The sequence below is a fragment of the Gaoshiqia hydrogeniformans genome, from assembly GCF_049347105.1.
GTDB classification, from domain to species: domain Bacteria; phylum Bacteroidota; class Bacteroidia; order Bacteroidales; family Prolixibacteraceae; genus Gaoshiqia; species Gaoshiqia hydrogeniformans.
Window position 1 is genome coordinate 1294819 of record NZ_CP186334.1, and the last position, 15316, is coordinate 1310134.

At 47.0% G+C, this 15316-nt stretch carries 13 protein-coding genes; 7 read left to right on the plus strand and 6 right to left on the minus strand.

The annotated features are described in order from the left end of the window. Positions 1-38 precede the first annotated feature (38 nt). The 3 genes from ACOIT5_RS05275 to ACOIT5_RS05285 all read right to left on the minus strand — a co-directional run bounded on the left by ACOIT5_RS05275 (position 39) and on the right by ACOIT5_RS05285 (position 4841). Positions 39-368 (minus strand): four helix bundle protein, encoded by a 330-nt coding sequence (locus ACOIT5_RS05275; RefSeq protein ID WP_423129419.1) that lies wholly within the window; start codon positions 366-368, stop codon positions 39-41. A 73-nt stretch (positions 369-441) separates the two neighbouring features. Beyond that, a complete protein-coding gene (locus ACOIT5_RS05280; RefSeq protein ID WP_423129420.1) occupies positions 442-2319 on the minus strand; it encodes a methylmalonyl-CoA mutase family protein in 1878 nt (625 codons plus the stop codon). 191 nt (positions 2320-2510) lie between these two features. Then, positions 2511-4841, minus strand: a complete 2331-nt coding sequence (locus tag ACOIT5_RS05285) for a TonB-dependent receptor (protein WP_423129421.1) — start codon at positions 4839-4841, stop codon at positions 2511-2513. A 109-nt stretch (positions 4842-4950) separates the two neighbouring features. On the opposite strand from ACOIT5_RS05285, the gene ACOIT5_RS05290 reads away from it, so the two are divergent. Both ACOIT5_RS05290 and ACOIT5_RS05295 read left to right on the plus strand, forming a co-directional pair. Continuing rightward, positions 4951-5709 (plus strand): helix-turn-helix transcriptional regulator, encoded by a 759-nt coding sequence (locus ACOIT5_RS05290; RefSeq protein ID WP_423129422.1) that lies wholly within the window; start codon positions 4951-4953, stop codon positions 5707-5709. Positions 5710-5849: 140 nt separating this feature from the next. After that, positions 5850-6740 (plus strand): SDR family NAD(P)-dependent oxidoreductase, encoded by an 891-nt coding sequence (locus ACOIT5_RS05295; protein WP_423129423.1) that lies wholly within the window; start codon positions 5850-5852, stop codon positions 6738-6740. 49 nt (positions 6741-6789) lie between these two features. On the opposite strand, the gene ACOIT5_RS05300 is transcribed toward ACOIT5_RS05295, so the two are convergent. The 3 genes from ACOIT5_RS05300 to ACOIT5_RS05310 all read right to left on the minus strand — a co-directional run bounded on the left by ACOIT5_RS05300 (position 6790) and on the right by ACOIT5_RS05310 (position 10031). Further along, positions 6790-7929, minus strand: a complete 1140-nt coding sequence (locus ACOIT5_RS05300; protein ID WP_423129424.1) for an ATP-binding protein — start codon at positions 7927-7929, stop codon at positions 6790-6792. 150 nt (positions 7930-8079) lie between these two features. Then, the gene (locus tag ACOIT5_RS05305; protein ID WP_423129425.1) at positions 8080-8907 is read right to left on the minus strand and encodes an MBL fold metallo-hydrolase; all 828 of its coding nucleotides are present in this window, start codon (positions 8905-8907) and stop codon (positions 8080-8082) included. A 5-nt stretch (positions 8908-8912) separates the two neighbouring features. Beyond that, the gene (locus tag ACOIT5_RS05310) at positions 8913-10031 is read right to left on the minus strand and encodes a DUF3810 domain-containing protein (protein WP_423129426.1); all 1119 of its coding nucleotides are present in this window, start codon (positions 10029-10031) and stop codon (positions 8913-8915) included. A gap of 178 nt (positions 10032-10209) precedes the next feature. On the opposite strand from ACOIT5_RS05310, the gene ACOIT5_RS05315 reads away from it, so the two are divergent. From ACOIT5_RS05315 to trmB, 5 genes are read left to right on the plus strand one after another with little or no spacing between them, the layout of a single operon-like run. Further along, positions 10210-11625: a UDP-N-acetylmuramate--L-alanine ligase gene (locus ACOIT5_RS05315; protein WP_423129427.1), complete on the plus strand. Its 1416-nt coding sequence runs from the start codon at positions 10210-10212 to the stop codon at positions 11623-11625. A 14-nt stretch (positions 11626-11639) separates the two neighbouring features. Beyond that, positions 11640-12929 carry a dipeptidase gene (locus ACOIT5_RS05320; protein WP_423129428.1) on the plus strand — a complete coding sequence of 430 codons (1290 nt, stop codon included), beginning with the start codon at positions 11640-11642 and terminating at the stop codon, positions 12927-12929. A 55-nt stretch (positions 12930-12984) separates the two neighbouring features. Continuing rightward, positions 12985-14109 (plus strand): PSP1 domain-containing protein, encoded by a 1125-nt coding sequence (locus tag ACOIT5_RS05325; RefSeq protein ID WP_423129429.1) that lies wholly within the window; start codon positions 12985-12987, stop codon positions 14107-14109. Next, positions 14106-14567, plus strand: a complete 462-nt coding sequence (locus tag ACOIT5_RS05330; RefSeq protein ID WP_423129430.1) for a gliding motility lipoprotein GldH — start codon at positions 14106-14108, stop codon at positions 14565-14567. The genes ACOIT5_RS05325 and ACOIT5_RS05330 overlap by 4 nt, the downstream gene beginning before the upstream one ends. 8 nt (positions 14568-14575) lie before the next feature. Continuing rightward, positions 14576-15316: a tRNA (guanosine(46)-N7)-methyltransferase TrmB gene (gene trmB, locus ACOIT5_RS05335; protein WP_423129431.1), complete on the plus strand. Its 741-nt coding sequence runs from the start codon at positions 14576-14578 to the stop codon at positions 15314-15316.

Below are 15316 nucleotides of genomic sequence, written 5' to 3' on the forward strand. Positions count from 1 at the left end.
TTCAAGATTCTAGAACCAAGACAAGAAATATCTTGATACTACAAATTCATCTTGAATGAGTAAATCATTTTTTGAATCTCTTGTAATAAATTTTGTATTTCTTGAAGTTTATCTTCAGATATATATTCAATATCAGTAGCAAGAATCAATTGAGTTTCCAGCTCAAAGGCAGAGCCTAAGGCAATATCTAAAAACCGGGCAAACTCTTTATTTGTTGAACGTCCTGACCCTTCTGCAATATTTGAAGGGATTGAATACGCACTTCTTAAAATTTGAGAGACAAGCCCGAATCTTTCTTCTACAGAAAAGCCCTTGGTTAAAAGAAATACTTCCTTCACCAGTAACCGGGAGCTTTGCCATATTTTCAAATTCTTAAAATTATGCATCTCTCAAAATCTTGACTCTTGGTTCTTGACTCTTGGTTCTTGACTCTTGACTCTTTTATTTGATTCCCAATTTGCTTTGATAGCCTGTCAGTTCTTCCAGCAGGTTGCTCTTCACGTGGATGAAATTTTCGATGCCTTTTGCTTTCAATTCATCGGTGCAGGCAGGAGCGCCGGCAACAACAAAAATTGAATCTGCTTTAACCGCTTCGAACGCTGCAGGAGCGAGCTCAGCATATTCATCATCGGAACTGCAAAGCACCACGATGTCGGCGCCGGCAGCTTTAGCGGCAGCAGCACCTTCTTCGATGGTTTTGAAACCGTTGTTGTCCTTCACTTCGTAACCGGCAACGGCAAAGAAGTTGCAGGCAAACTGGGCGCGAGCTTTCCGGAAGTTCAGGTTACCGATGGTTAACATGAAAGCTAAGGGTCGTTTCCCTTTTTCGGCAAATTTATCCGTTGCCACACGCAGACGTTCAAAGGCCATGGCGCCACGATATGGTTTCAGGGTTTCAATTTCGGCGTCTTCTGCGGTCAGGTCTTGTGCTTCAAACGTTGCAGCATCCAAGTCTATCTCCAAAGCTTCAGTGAAATTCGGAAACTGGTTTACCCCCAGCAGGTTTTCGCGGCGGGTAGCCACGTTCAGGTCGCGTTTGGCAGCCATAGCCTTCACTTCAGCCTGAATGAAACCTTCTTTGGCCGCAGTTAAGAAACCGCCTTTATCCTGAATCGTCAGGAACAGTTTCCAGGCCTCGTCGGCAATTGCAGCAGTCAGCTCTTCGATGTAGTACGAGCCGGCAGCCGGGTCGACAATTTTATCGAAGTTCGACTCTTCTTTCAGCAGCAACTGCTGGTTGCGGGCAATACGGTCTGAGAAGGTAGTCGGCTCTTCGTAGATGGCGTTGAAGGGAAGGACCGTAATGGAATCGGCGCCGCCCAGCGCAGCGCTCATGGCCTCGGTTTGGGTGCGGAGCATGTTCACATAAGGGTCGTAAACCGATTTATTCCAACTTCCGGTCTCGGCATGAACGCGCATCTTGCAGGCGCATTCGCAAGCAGGTCCGTAAGCTTTTACAATTTGAGCCCACAACATCCGTCCGGCGCGAAACTTGGCGATTTCCATGAAGTAGTTGGCGCTAATGCTGAAATTAAATTTGATGTTTTTGGCAACATCTTCGGTTGTGACTCCGGCCTCAGTTAATGCTGAAAGGTATTCGGCGCCCTGAGCCAACGCAAATGCCAGTTCCTGCACAATCGATGAGCCCGAGTTACCATAGTTTTTCGCATTCACGGCGATCACGCGGAAATTTGACAAAACAGCCGTTTTTTCAATCAGCCCTTTCACCTGTGCAACCGAGCCTTCAAAACCGTTTTTCATGCGGCCGTAAAGCAGGTAGTTTCCGAATGAATCGCAGGCAACAGATGCCCTGATGTTTTTCGGATCCCATTTGCCGGCCAGCACATAGTCGGTAAACGCTCCGGCGATTTTGTTGCTGTAGCATTTGGCGACAAAGTTCACTTCAACCGATTCCAGGCAAATCCCTTCGAGCAGGACAGCCATGTCGTCTTTGGCGACATCGATGCACTCGTTAAAAACAAAGCCCGGTGAAGTCACCCCTTTCATCAAAACATCGAGCGCTTTCCTGTTGGCTTCTTTAAAATCTTTTACGATGATGTTCTGACGAACATCCCAGTCGTTGTTATTCGTTTTGGTTCCGCGCACATAGGGGAACTCTCCGGGAAGGGTATCCAGATAATCGAGCATGGCCAGGTCTTCCTGACGGTAAAACGGTTGAACTGAAAAACCTTCATTTGTCCTCCACACCAGCTTGCGGTCGAAATCGGCTCCTTTTAAGTCGGCAACCACCTTTGCTTTCCACGTTTCAGCGCTGATCGGAGGAAATTCTTCAAAAAGTTTGTTATATTTTTCTGCCATAATGTAACTGTTAAGAAAATCGGGGGCAAAATTAGTGGTTTTTAACAAGCTACATCTATAAACACCGAAGTTTTTAACCTTTAACTAACAAATATCATGTTTTGATTTTCAGGCTTTTACATATCGATCATTCTATATATCTGCGTTTTACATGCTTATTTGTAAACACTATAAATAAGAGGGATTTCGTCCTAAAATTCAATCTTATAGCTCAAATTCGGAACAACAATCCGGTCGAACTGTTTTTCAGGCAATCCGGTTTTCAGGTTAAACTCGTAGCCGCGGTATTCTCCGTAACCCAGGACATTCAATAGGTGCAACGACCAGACACCGGCATGTTTTGGTTTGTTCCGCCGATACGAAAAACTCAGCGAAAGCACTGTTGCCGGGTCTTCCTGCTGCTCCCAGGCACGGGTATAATCATAAGTTAACTCACCCGTCAAGACAGACTCCTGCTCCAACAGCGCTGTGTACCGGTCGCCGCCCATAAAGCTTAACCGACCGTTCACACTCACCAGGTTGGCTTTGTTTTTGCCAACCTGCCATTCTTTCCCTGCCAGCAGGTTCAGGATATAATTTTTGTTGTACAGGCTATTTCGTTTGATGCCGTCGCCACCCTGATATTTTGAGTCGAAAAGGGAAGCGGTCGCCAAATAATAAAAACCATTTTTCAGAAAACGTTCCAGGGTCAGGTCAACACCAAAATTAGTTCCCGTGCCCTCGTTCACCAGCGTTTCGTTGAAAAACCAATCCAGTTCGAGGTTTTGAAGTGAAAAATAACTGCCGGGGACTACCGGCACATCAAACAAATACTGGAAATAAGGCTCCACTTTGAAACGCGCATGTTCAGTCAGACTGACATCGTAGGCCAAGCCCAAATGATGCGCTTTGGTCATTTTCAGATTTTTGTTGGGTTGAATGACAATTCCGTCCGTTTCCTGCCGTGCCAGGTAAAAGCCAATCATCTCAATCCGGCTGTTTAAACCGTAGGCAAAACCAACCGATTGATTTGGACGAAACTGCCATTTCAGCCCGAGGCGCGGTTCAACAGACAACTCGTCATTCAAGCCGAAATAATGGGCATGCAAGCCAACATTCAGGTCAAGCTGGTGCTTCAATTTAAACATAGACTGCGAAAAAGCCTGAAGCGACATGGCCCTCCCGCTTTCGTCGGCAAAAACAAATAACGATTCTCCCAAATGGGGCGCCTCGCGGTTAAATACCCGGTAACGGTTTTCGTTTAAAACCAGCCCGCTCCGGTTCGAGTGGTTGTTCCCGAACTTGTGGTTCAGGGTACTGCTCATCGTGTATTTCCAGGTGTTGTTATCCACCCGTTCGCGCGGTTGCCGGTTCAAGTTATCGTCCAGTTCATCGTAGCTTGTGGTAATCCCGTTTCCCGAAGAAGCCAGGGTCGTATGCAGATAGGTATGCTGTGAAAACATTTGTTTGTGTGTTAACCCGATGGCCCCGGTCGATAAGTTCAGCTGATAAGCTTCCCGGTCGGCTTTTGTATCCCAATCGGCCGGATCGTCAAAGGGATCGCGATTTTGTGTATCCAGGGCACCAATTCCCCACAAAGTAAAGTTGCCTGCTTTTTTTGTCGGAAAATTCATTTTAAACGACAGGTCCTGGTAGCCGATTTTACCGGCCTCCTCCGGGATCAGCGACCCCAACAGGCCATAAGTTGAGTAGCGGTAATTGAAGAGATACGACGAACCGCTGCCTTTTTTCACTGGTCCTTCCGACGAGAAATCGATCCCAATAATTCCCGCCTGGAAGGTATGCTCGTGCTTTTCGTGGTTTCCGGTCCGCATCCTGACATCAAAAACACCCGACAACGCATTGCCGTATTCGGACGGGAAAGCTCCGGTGTAAAAATCAGAATTGGCCAGCATTTGGGCCGACAAAGCCGTGATTCCTCCTGCGCCGAAAGCAATCACATTGGCAAAGTGGGTTGGATTGGAGATTTCAATTCCTTCCATGCGCCACAGCAGGTTCCGGGGCGAGTTGCCGCGGACAACAATACCGTTATTCCCGATTTCAGAAGCCACTCCGGCAAACGAACCCGCCAGGCGTGCCGGATCGTCAAACCCTCCGGCGTAACGGCCTGCTTCTTCAACACTCAACTGCCGGGCATTGATGGTGGCCATCGGGTTGATCGCATTACTTTTTGAAGTACCCGCAACAATCTTTATTTCTTCCAGTTCCCTGGCCGATTCGCTGATTGCTGCATTTAGCACGACCTCTTTTCCTGAACCGACAAGGACTTCGTTAAAAATAAAATGATCATAGCCGATAAAACGGACTAAAACCTGGTACCGCCCGGGTTTGACATTCCACAAACGAAAGTTCCCGTTTTCATCGGTGATCGTTCCCAATTGAGGATCGGAGTTGAGGATTACAATGGTCGCCCCCGCCAAAGGCGCCTCTGTCAGATCGTCGACCACCTGCCCTTTAATCACCTGCCCTCCGGGCTGGGCAAAAGAAAACAATTGAATGTTCAGGAGAATAAATAAAAACATTCGTTTTCTGTTTATTGTTAACATGGTATTTTAAATTAGTTTTGAATGAAAAATTTCTTTCAAAGTTGCTATTGCCTGATTAAGCGGGCAATACTGAAAAATCAGTATTATGGAAACAGGTTATCAGGAAGCTCACTGGTATAATCAGCATATAGATTACCGCAAACTGGATTATTCCATACTCGAACGCCACATCGAATTTCTGGAATCGATTAAGTCAGTTCACAACAGCGCCATCTCGATCTTCGATATGGCTAAACTTCAACATGCTTATCTTTCATCAACGTTTGAAGACCTTCTGGGCTGGGATCTGGAGGAGGCCGGCAAGCCCGGCCATGTTTACATCGACAGCCGGATGCATCCCGACGATTTGAAACATTTAAGCCTGGTTTCCGCTCAATTTATTGAATTGATCCTGAAAGTACAAAAAGAAGACCGCTCCGGCATGCAGCATTACAAAATGATCATGGATTACCGGACGCGGGGGAAAGACAATAACTATGTACGGGTAATTGAGCAGCATAAATTACTGGAATTTGACGCTGATGACAATATTTGGCTGAGCCTGGGCATTATGGATTTGTCGCCTGATCAGGACCTGCATACTCTGTGCCGTTACCGCCTGGCAAATCTAAAAACAGGTGAACTTTATCATTTCCCTCAGGAACCATTCACAACAAACTTAAGTTTACGCGAACAGGAAATATTGCAATTACTGGCCCGGGGGCTTATCAGCAAACAAATTGCCGACCAGCTTTTCATTTCGGTGAACACGGTAAACACACACCGTCAGCGAATTATTGAAAAACTGAAAGTCAGCAATACCGCAGAAGCGATTCGCCATGCCTCCTCGATCGGAATAATTTGATCCGCCCGGCATGCAACCTTTAATGCTTTTTTCTTCTCTGTTCAGGTAAAACAGGATAAAAAACCTTATCTTTAAAGACCATGAACCTCAGGAATACAGGACATCGATTTTCCGTCGGGGGAAAACAAGAAAAACACAAAATGAAAGATGTACAACAACTTTACACGGTAATTACCGGGGCGAGTCAGGGTTTGGGAAAAGAGTTTGCCCGGGAATGCGCCCGCCGGAACATGAACCTGATCCTGATCTCGCTCCCGGATGAAGACCTGGAAATATTTGGCACCGAATTAAAAGAAACCTACCGGATTCAGGTACATGCTCACGAAACGGATCTGACTTCCCGCGAATCAATTGAAGAACTGGCAGCATGGATTACCAATAATTTTTCGGTGAACATCCTGATTAACAATGCAGGAACCGGCGGATCGTGTATGTTTGATGCTTGCTCAATCGATTATCTCGACAACATGATCCAGTTGAATGTCAGGGCCGTGACTTTAATCACCCGGCTTTTACTCCCGGAATTGAACAAACATGCTGATGCCTACATCCTGAATGTGTCCAGCCTCGCCGCTTTTTCTCCGGTGCCGTTTAAAACGATCTATCCGGCTTCCAAGGTATTTATCCATCATTTTACACTTGGCCTGCGTGCTGAACTTAAAAACACCAATATCAAAGTCAGCGTATTGAATCCCGGCCCCATTAAAACCAATTCGGATGTGACAAACCGGATTAACGGACAAAGTTACTACGTGAAACTTTCGACCCTAACGCCGGAAGTTGTTGCCCGGATTGGCATCAAACAGTTGTTGCGCGGAAAATCGTTAATCATCCCCGGATTTTGGAATCAGTTCAATGCTTTCGTCATCCGCTTATCCCCGCTCAGCTTTCGGATCAATATCGGCACATCCATTTTTCGCCGGGATTTTCATGAGAAGAACCGCCCGGCTGAAATCAACGGCATAAGCAAAAACGGGCTGCCGAACAATAATGAGAACGAGGTTTTGCAGCAAGCCGGACGACCGGAGTGAGCTTTTGTTGCCAAAAAATCTGATCAATAAAAGAAAACAAACAAAAGTATCACAACAAAAATTCCAGGAAATTTTCACTTGATATGACCTGATACTCCGAGCCGGGGTAAGCTTCCGACCAGGCTTTGGGCGCTTTCACTTTCCGGGGTTTCCATTTAAACTCATAGCCGAAAAGTTTACCGTCGCGATCTTCCACCAGGTCGATTTCCTGCCGGTCGTAAGTGCGCCAAAAATAATCAGCCGAAAAAATCCGTTTATACGATTTGGTTTTTAGCCGCTCCATAAAGAGAAAATTTTCCCAAAGCATCCCCTCATCATAACGTCCACCGAGCAAATTAAAATTGTTGATAATCGCATTTCGGATTCCATTATCCCAGAAGTAATAACGGGCTGTTTTCACTACTTCTTTACGGAGATTTCTGGAGAACCCCCCCACTTTTTTTATAACAAAGGTTTTTTCGAGCAAATCCAGGTAACGTTCCACACTCTGCTTCGAAATTCCCAGGTTGTTGCCGAGTTCGTTCAACGAAACCTCCTGACCGATTTGAAAAGCCAATAGCCTTAGCAGATCGGTCAGTTTAGCCGGATTTCGGACATTCTCCAGTTCCAGAATGTCTTTAAAAAGATATGAGTCGCGAATCGAAAACAGGTATTCCTTCTTATCTTCCGGTGAATCTGCTGTCAATACTTCGGGATAAGCGCCGAAAATCATTAGCTCTTCCAGTTTGCGAATGACATCCATCCCGCCAGACTGTTGATACAGCTCAAGGACTGAAATTGGAAACAAATTCCGAATAATATTCCTCCCGGTTAAGGGTTCGCCGATTTTATTGGACAGGTCGAATGATGACGAACCGGTAACAATAACCAACAATTCGGGGAAATGATCGACAAGCAACTTTAAACCGTAGCCAATCTCCGGGATACGCTGGGCTTCATCAATAAAAAGTAATTGGTAACTTCCGAAGACCAACTGCAGCTGACTCAATTTCTGCGACGAGAACAGCTCCCGCACTTCCAAATTATCCCCGGTCCCCAAATAAATTTTTCCTTCAAAACCATCAATGAGCTTTTTGATCAACTCAGTTTTCCCGACACGACGCGGACCATAAAGGACGAAAACCTTTCCCTTTCGGAGAATCGTATCCGCCTGTCCCTCTAAATATCGGTTGTACCATAACGGTTCCATACCCTTTCATTCTTTTGATTATCAATCAAAGGTAGAACAATAAACAACAGAAACTAAAAATTTGGCACCTTTTGTTTCCAAATTTATCTAAATTTGGCAAGTTCAACTTCCATATTTAGCCAAATTTGGCAAGCTCCAGGTTCCGAAAGATTAAATTTCAAAGGTTTCTTTTAGCCGGGGGCCACGCCCGGTCCATTCCACTGTCGCGCATGGGGTATAAAAATCGTGTTCGAAAAACAGGATGTAGTTTTCCGCTGCCGCCTCTTTCAGAAAAGCGGTCTTTTCTTCCATCGCCGTCACCGGGTACAAATCGTAAGAAGCCAGCCAGACAATTGGAATATTTGCCGTGGTTGGGATCAGGTCGGACATGTACACGTATGTTTTGCCACCGGCTTCCACAAACGGAATCATCTGTCCCGGCGTATGTCCGTCATACATCCTGATCCTAAGGCCGGGAAATAACTCGCCATCACCCTCCACCAGCTGCATCTGTCCGCTGGTTTTTAAAAAATCCAGGATTTCCGGGTAGTATGCCGCCCGCTCACGAACATTCGAAATTTTTGCATGTTCCCATTGTCTTTTGCTGCACCAGTGTCTCGCATTCGGGAAAAGCGCCTTTAGCTGCCCTCCTTCGTTCAAAACTGCTCCATTGCAATGATCCCAATGCAGGTGGGTAAATACCACATCGGTGATGTCGGTCAGCGCGTAACCCTGCCTGGCAAGTGACCCGGGCAAGGCATCGGTTTCTTCGTGCCCGTTGTTTTGCTTCACTTTTTCCGGGTAATGATTACCAACTCCCGCTTCAATTAAAATCTTTCTGTCTCCCTGGTCTACCAGCAGACAGCGCATCGTCAGCCGGACCACGTTATTTTCATCGGCCGGATAAACTTTCGACCACAGTGGTTTGGGAATCACGCTGAATAAAGCGCCCCCGTCGCACGAAAAATGGCCCGCGTGTATGGCAACCAGTTTATTCATAAAAATCAATCATTTTTCAAATCTGCAAATTCTTTCTCCAATCTTTCCTGAGCCGCTTCATCTGCTTTAAAATCCATCACCAGCTTAACAACTCCCCGGTAATCGTTCACGCCTCCTTCAATTTTGTTCGATTTCAAATACATATCATTCACCCAGGTCGCTACCCGGTCAATCTTTTCACTTCGCAAGGCCTTCCAATGCGCAGTAACCCGGCGGATGTCTTCTTTAACCGGTTCGTCAATCAGCCCGGTTAAAGGTTCAAATCCTTCAACCTGCATTCCCCGGTACAAAAAGAACCGCAGCAAATACAGGTTTGCGCTGTAATTTAATTCGGGCGAAGGGCTGCGGGTACATACCAGCCAGGCATAAAAGTTGGCTTCGGCTTCGCCGGTTATGCCGAACTGGTGCGCTTTTTCGTGGGCCAATACCTGCGGGTACTGAACCGGCAAAAGATGATCGTTCAGATGGATTTCATTAAAAAAGGGCCCATAGTAACCCAGGATAGATGCTTTGGCAAAAAAATCGCTGAATGTAATTGATTTGGCCCGTCGGACACCTCCCGGATAATTGAGTTCCAGAAAGCCGGAGAGGTTTCTGTAAGCTTCTTCAACCAACGAATCGATCTGCGATGCAGGTAAACCATCAGGGTCCACCCGTGAAGCGTTGGTTTCCAGGATCAGTTCGCGGGCTACTTCCAGAAATACCTCGTCAGTTGGTTCACTCACGGCTATTTGCAGACGCTGATTTAACCGGTCGCGGTAATAATTGAATCCCCACAGCCAGTAAAACAACACATAGAGCATGGCCAGCATATTGACCAGTATTTTCAGAAATTTCCCGACATTGATCTTTCGGATCAACAATAAAATTACACCGGCAAGTACGAGTAATACCAATAAGACGTAGCACATGTCGCCGAGTGAAAACGGGAGCCAATAGCTGATCCGCGACAACACAGCCGCAACGACCGGATACAGCCCGCGCGAATATACGGATCCGGTAAATGCCGGAAACTTCGAGAGCAACTCGGTCAACAAAAACGTAATCAGGGCCAACCACACCCACATCCACGAATTACCAAAAGGTATTCGAAGGTTTTTTTTACCTGCAGAACTTTTTTTCACGATTTCACCTTTACGAAAGAGCTCAAAAATAACTTTAATCAGGTAAAAAAAACCGAAAACCTGCTCAATTTTTCAGCGCCGGTCTGAAAGAAATTATTTTGGTTACGAAACGATTTTTCATGGTTCGTTTCATCTTCATTTCATTATTTTTACCCGCTTAAATGTTAAGAAAAATTTCATGCGCATTCATTTTATAGCCATTGGCGGAAGCGCCATGCACAACCTGGCCATTGCCCTTCATCAAAAAGGCTACCAGGTTAGCGGAAGTGACGACGAGATTTTTGAACCCTCCAAAAGCCGGCTGGCCGCACATGGCCTGCTGCCGGCGCAAACCGGCTGGAACCCCGATTTGCTGAATTCAGCCCCCGACGCGGTCATCCTGGGTATGCATGCCCATCCGGACAACCCCGAACTAAAAAGGGCTCAGGAGTTGGGCTTAAAAATCTATTCGTACCCTGAATACCTGTACGAACAAACTAAAAATAAAATCCGGGTCGTCATTGGCGGTTCGCATGGTAAAACAACCATTACCTCGATGGTCATGCATGTATTGAAAGCCAACCACCTGGATTTCGACTACATGGTTGGTGCCAAACTGGAGGGTTTCGACACGATGGTTTCGTTAAAAGAAAACACCGGCATCGCTGTTTTTGAGGGAGACGAGTACCTGTCGTCGCCCATCGACCGCCGTCCGAAATTTCACCTGTACCATCCACATGTGGCCCTGCTGAGCGGAATTGCCTGGGACCATATTAATGTATTCCCGACCTTTGAAAATTACGTGGAGCAATTCCTGATTTTCACCGAACAGATCGAAGAAAACGGGACACTGATTTATTACGCGGGCGACGAAAATCTCCGGCAAATCACCTCCGATTCACGAAACGACATAACCACCTTTGCTTACAGCGAACATCCGTCGGACCTGGATGAAGGTGTAACGTACCTGGTATACAACAACCGCCGGATCAGGTTGCAGGTATTTGGCGACCACAACCTGCAGAATATTGCCGGGGCCAAACTGGTTTGCACTCACCTTGGCATATCCGATGAACAATTTTACCGGGCCATGACCAGCTTTAAAGGAGCCGCCCGCCGGTTGGAAGTACTTTCGGAAAATGGAACCAGCGCTGTTTTTTACGATTTCGCCCACTCGCCGTCAAAACTTCAGGCGACCACTTCAGCGGTAAAAAAGCAATTCGCCAGCCGCAAACTGGTTGCAGTCATGGAGTTGCACACCTACAGCTCGTTAAAGAAAGAGTTTCTCCCTCAATATAAAGGCTGCATGGAGGATGCGGATGAAGCCTATGTTTTCTTCAATCCGGCAACCATTGAACACAAGCGGCTTTCGCCCGTTAGCGAAGAAGAAGTTGCCACGGCCTTTGCCAAAGAAGGATTGCAGGTATTTACCGACCCGCAGGCCCTGTTCAACCAGCTTCGAAGGCAAAACTGGGAACATAAAAACCTGCTGATCATGACTTCGGGAAACTTCTCCGGACAGGATCTGAAAACCTTTGCAACCGAAATTACCGGCAACCCGGTGCGTTTTGGCCGCGATAAATGGCTGAAACATCCCGATGGAATGATGAACTGAAAACGAGAACCGATATGAGAACAATTTTCATCCTAACGATACTGGGGGCAGTTCTTACTACTGCCCATGCAGGAGAAACGGATCAGAAACTGTGGAAAAGAGCGGTCAGGCTCCACGAGAAGCTATTAACGGTTGATACGCACTGCGATACCCCCATGCTGATGCTGAAACCAGGTTTCAACGCAGGAAAAAAGAATGACGCTCCCGAAAGCCAGGTCGACTTTCCCCGCATGAAAGAAGGCGGGCTGGATGCCATGTTTTTCGCGGTGTATACCGGGCAGAAGCCCCGTACGCCTGAAAATTATGCCAAAACATACCAAATGGCCCACCAAATGCTGGACTCCGTTCATTCATCTCTTGAAAAATATTCGGAGACGGCCTCGCTGGCACTCACCGCCGACGATGCCCGGAGAATCGAGAAAACCGGGAAAAGGGCCATCTACATCGGCATGGAAAACGGGTTCCCGTTGGGCAAAGAGATCAGGCGGGTGGAAGAATTTTACAATCGCGGAGTTCGTTACATCACGCTGTGCCATTCGTTTCATAACGACCTTTGCGACTCATCGAGCGACAGCGCCGAACCCGAGCACAACGGACTGAGCGATTTCGGGAAAGAAGTCGTTGCCGAAATGAACCGTCTGGGCATCCTGATTGACTGCTCACATTTGTCCGATAAATCGTTCTTCGACGTCATTCAATACAGCAAGGCGCCGGTGATTGCCTCGCACAGCAGTGTACGGGCCGTGTGCAGGCACGACCGGAACATGAGCGACGAGATGATTAAAACCCTCGCCGGGAACGGAGGTGTCATCCAGATCTGCCTGCTCGACGATTATGTGAAAGAACCCGACACCACGACCCAACGCTATGCCACGCAAAAAAAGCTGATGAACATTTACTACAATGATTACGGCAAAATGAACGAGGAAGAAAAAGCCGCTTTCAACCGGCAATGGAACGACATGAAGAAAAACTTACCCAAAAAACTGCCCAAGGTGAAGGAATTGGTCGACCACATTGATCATGTGGTTCAATTGGTGGGCATTGATTACGTGGGCATTGGCAGCGACTTTGACGGTGGCGGCGGTCTTGAGGATTGCAACGATGTCAGCCAGTTTCCCCGGATTACCTTCGAATTGCTGAAACGCGGTTATTCGGATGAAGATATTCAAAAAATATGGGGAGCTAACCTGTTCCGGGTTTTCCGCCAGGCAGAGCTCGTCGCCGGAACGCTGGCAGAGTTGAAAATCTCCTTTCGCCCGGAATACAACTTTGTTTCTCGGCATTATTCATTATTTTTGTAAGCGCTGAACCCCGGCTTTTTATGCTGCAAAAGGGTTCAGTCATAATCATTTCATTATGGATGAAAATTTATCTGTCGAACGGGGTTGTTGCCGAAAGCAGGCCGGAAGCTGCGGAAAGCTTGAGGTTTATAACTGGCTGAGCGATGTCGTTAACATGACCGATCAGGAAAACATCGTTGAAGTTCGGTTTAAAAATACACGCAAAGATTATTTCAGGAATGTCAACAACCTGAAATTAAAAGCAGGAGATATTGTTGCTGTTGAAGCCAATCCCGGCCACGACATCGGGATTGTATCCCTGGTTGGCGAACTGGTGAAACACCAGGAAAAAAAACATAAAGTGACCTTAATCAACGGCGAAATCCGCAAAGTTTACCGCAAGGCCAAACAAGTTGATATTGACAAATGGAAAGAAGCCATCAGCCAGGAACATGCAACCATGATCAAATCGCGGCAAATTGCATTTGATCTGGGGCTTGATATGAAAATCGGCGATGTGGAATACCAGGGCGATAAAACGAAAGCCATCTTTTACTACATCGCCGAGGGGCGGGTCGATTTCAGACAGCTGATCAAGGTGCTGGCCGAAACCTTCCGGATAAGAATTGAAATGAAACAGATCGGCGCCAGGCAGGAAGCCGGCCGGATTGGCGGCATCGGTCCCTGCGGAAGGGAACTTTGCTGTGCCACCTGGATCAGCAACTTTGTATCGGTAACCACCAATGCCGCGCGTTACCAGGAAATTTCACTCAACCCGCAAAAGCTGGCCGGGCAGTGCGGTAAGCTGAAGTGCTGCCTGAACTACGAAGTGGACTCATACATTGACGCACAGAAAGATTTTCCACCCAACAACATCGCATTGCAAACAGAACAAGGGAACTATTCCTTCTTCAAAACCGATATCTTTAACCGGATCATGTATTACCAGGCGAACTTTCCAAACCCGGACGGTCCGGTGGCGGTTCCTGTCGACCGGGTAAAAGAGATCATCCTGTTGAACAAACGGGGCCGGAAAGTGGAAAAACTGATCGAACAAAAAGAACCCCGTACTGTTAGCCGGAACAAAGAATACGAAGATGTTTTATCACCGGATAGCCTGACCCGTTTTGATCAACCCAAACACCGGCAACGGAAAAAGAAACGTCCGGGAAACCGGAATCCAAACAGAAACCAGTCATGAAACACGCCGTCATTTTGTTTCTGACCGGTTTATCGTTGTGGTCGTGCGACCCGAACCGGATTTTCGAATCGTACAAAGCCATCGGCGACGAAGGGTGGCACAAGGACACCGTTGCTGTCTTTTCGGTTGATTTGCACGAAACCAGGCAGAACTATAATTTATTCCTGAATATCCGGAATCAGGGGAATTACCCGAACAGTAATCTCTGGTTGTTCGTCGATATCCAGTCGCCCGACGGGAAAGTACTTACCGACACCATTGAGTTTGTGCTGGCCGATATTCACGGGAAATGGACAGGCAGCGGCATCGGCGATTTATTTGACAACCAGTTTCTCTACAAACAGAATGTTTATTTTCCTGTTTCGGGCGAATACCGGTTTTCCATCCGTCACGGGATGCGCGCTAACCATCTGAAAGGAATCCGGGATGTGGGCTTTCGTATTGAAAAAAGAAATTAGAGACAGAAGTGGGGAAAAATAAGCTGAAAAAGTTTTCCGAAATGGAAACTTTCGAGAATGTGATCCAGGCGCCTTTTCATAATCCCAATCAGCCTGATCATGAATTAAAAGGAAAATGGAGTGCATCTTTTTTTAAAAACGCCCAGCCGCTGGCGCTGGAGCTAGGTTGCGGAAAAGGCGAATATTCCGTTTCTCTGGCCAACTATATGCCCGGAACAAATTTTATCGGTGTCGATATAAAAGGAGCCCGGATGTGGAAGGGGGCCAAAGATGCCCTGCAGCGGAACATCAGGAACGTCGGCTTTTTGCGTACAAGCATCGAGATCATCGATAAATTTTTCGGAGAAAATGAGGTCGAACAAATCTGGCTCACCTTCCCCGATCCACAGATGAAAAGCGCCCGCCGCCGGCTGACAGCTACCAATTTCATGGAAAAATACCGGAAAATCTTAAGCCGGGGAGGCACCATTCACCTGAAAACCGACAGTAATTTTCAGTACAACTACACCCTGGAGATGGTCAAAGAAAACGGGCTAAACATCGTCAAACAAACCGATGACCTGTACCGGTCGGATTTGCTCGATGAGGTATTGTCCATTCAGACATTCTATGAGAAACAATGGCGCGAACGGGGAATCGCCATTAAATACCTGGCTTTTCAATTCAGCCACGATGAACCCTTACGCGAACCAATTGTTGAAATTGAGAAAGATCCGTACCGCAGTTTTGGACGTTCTGCACGAGAATAA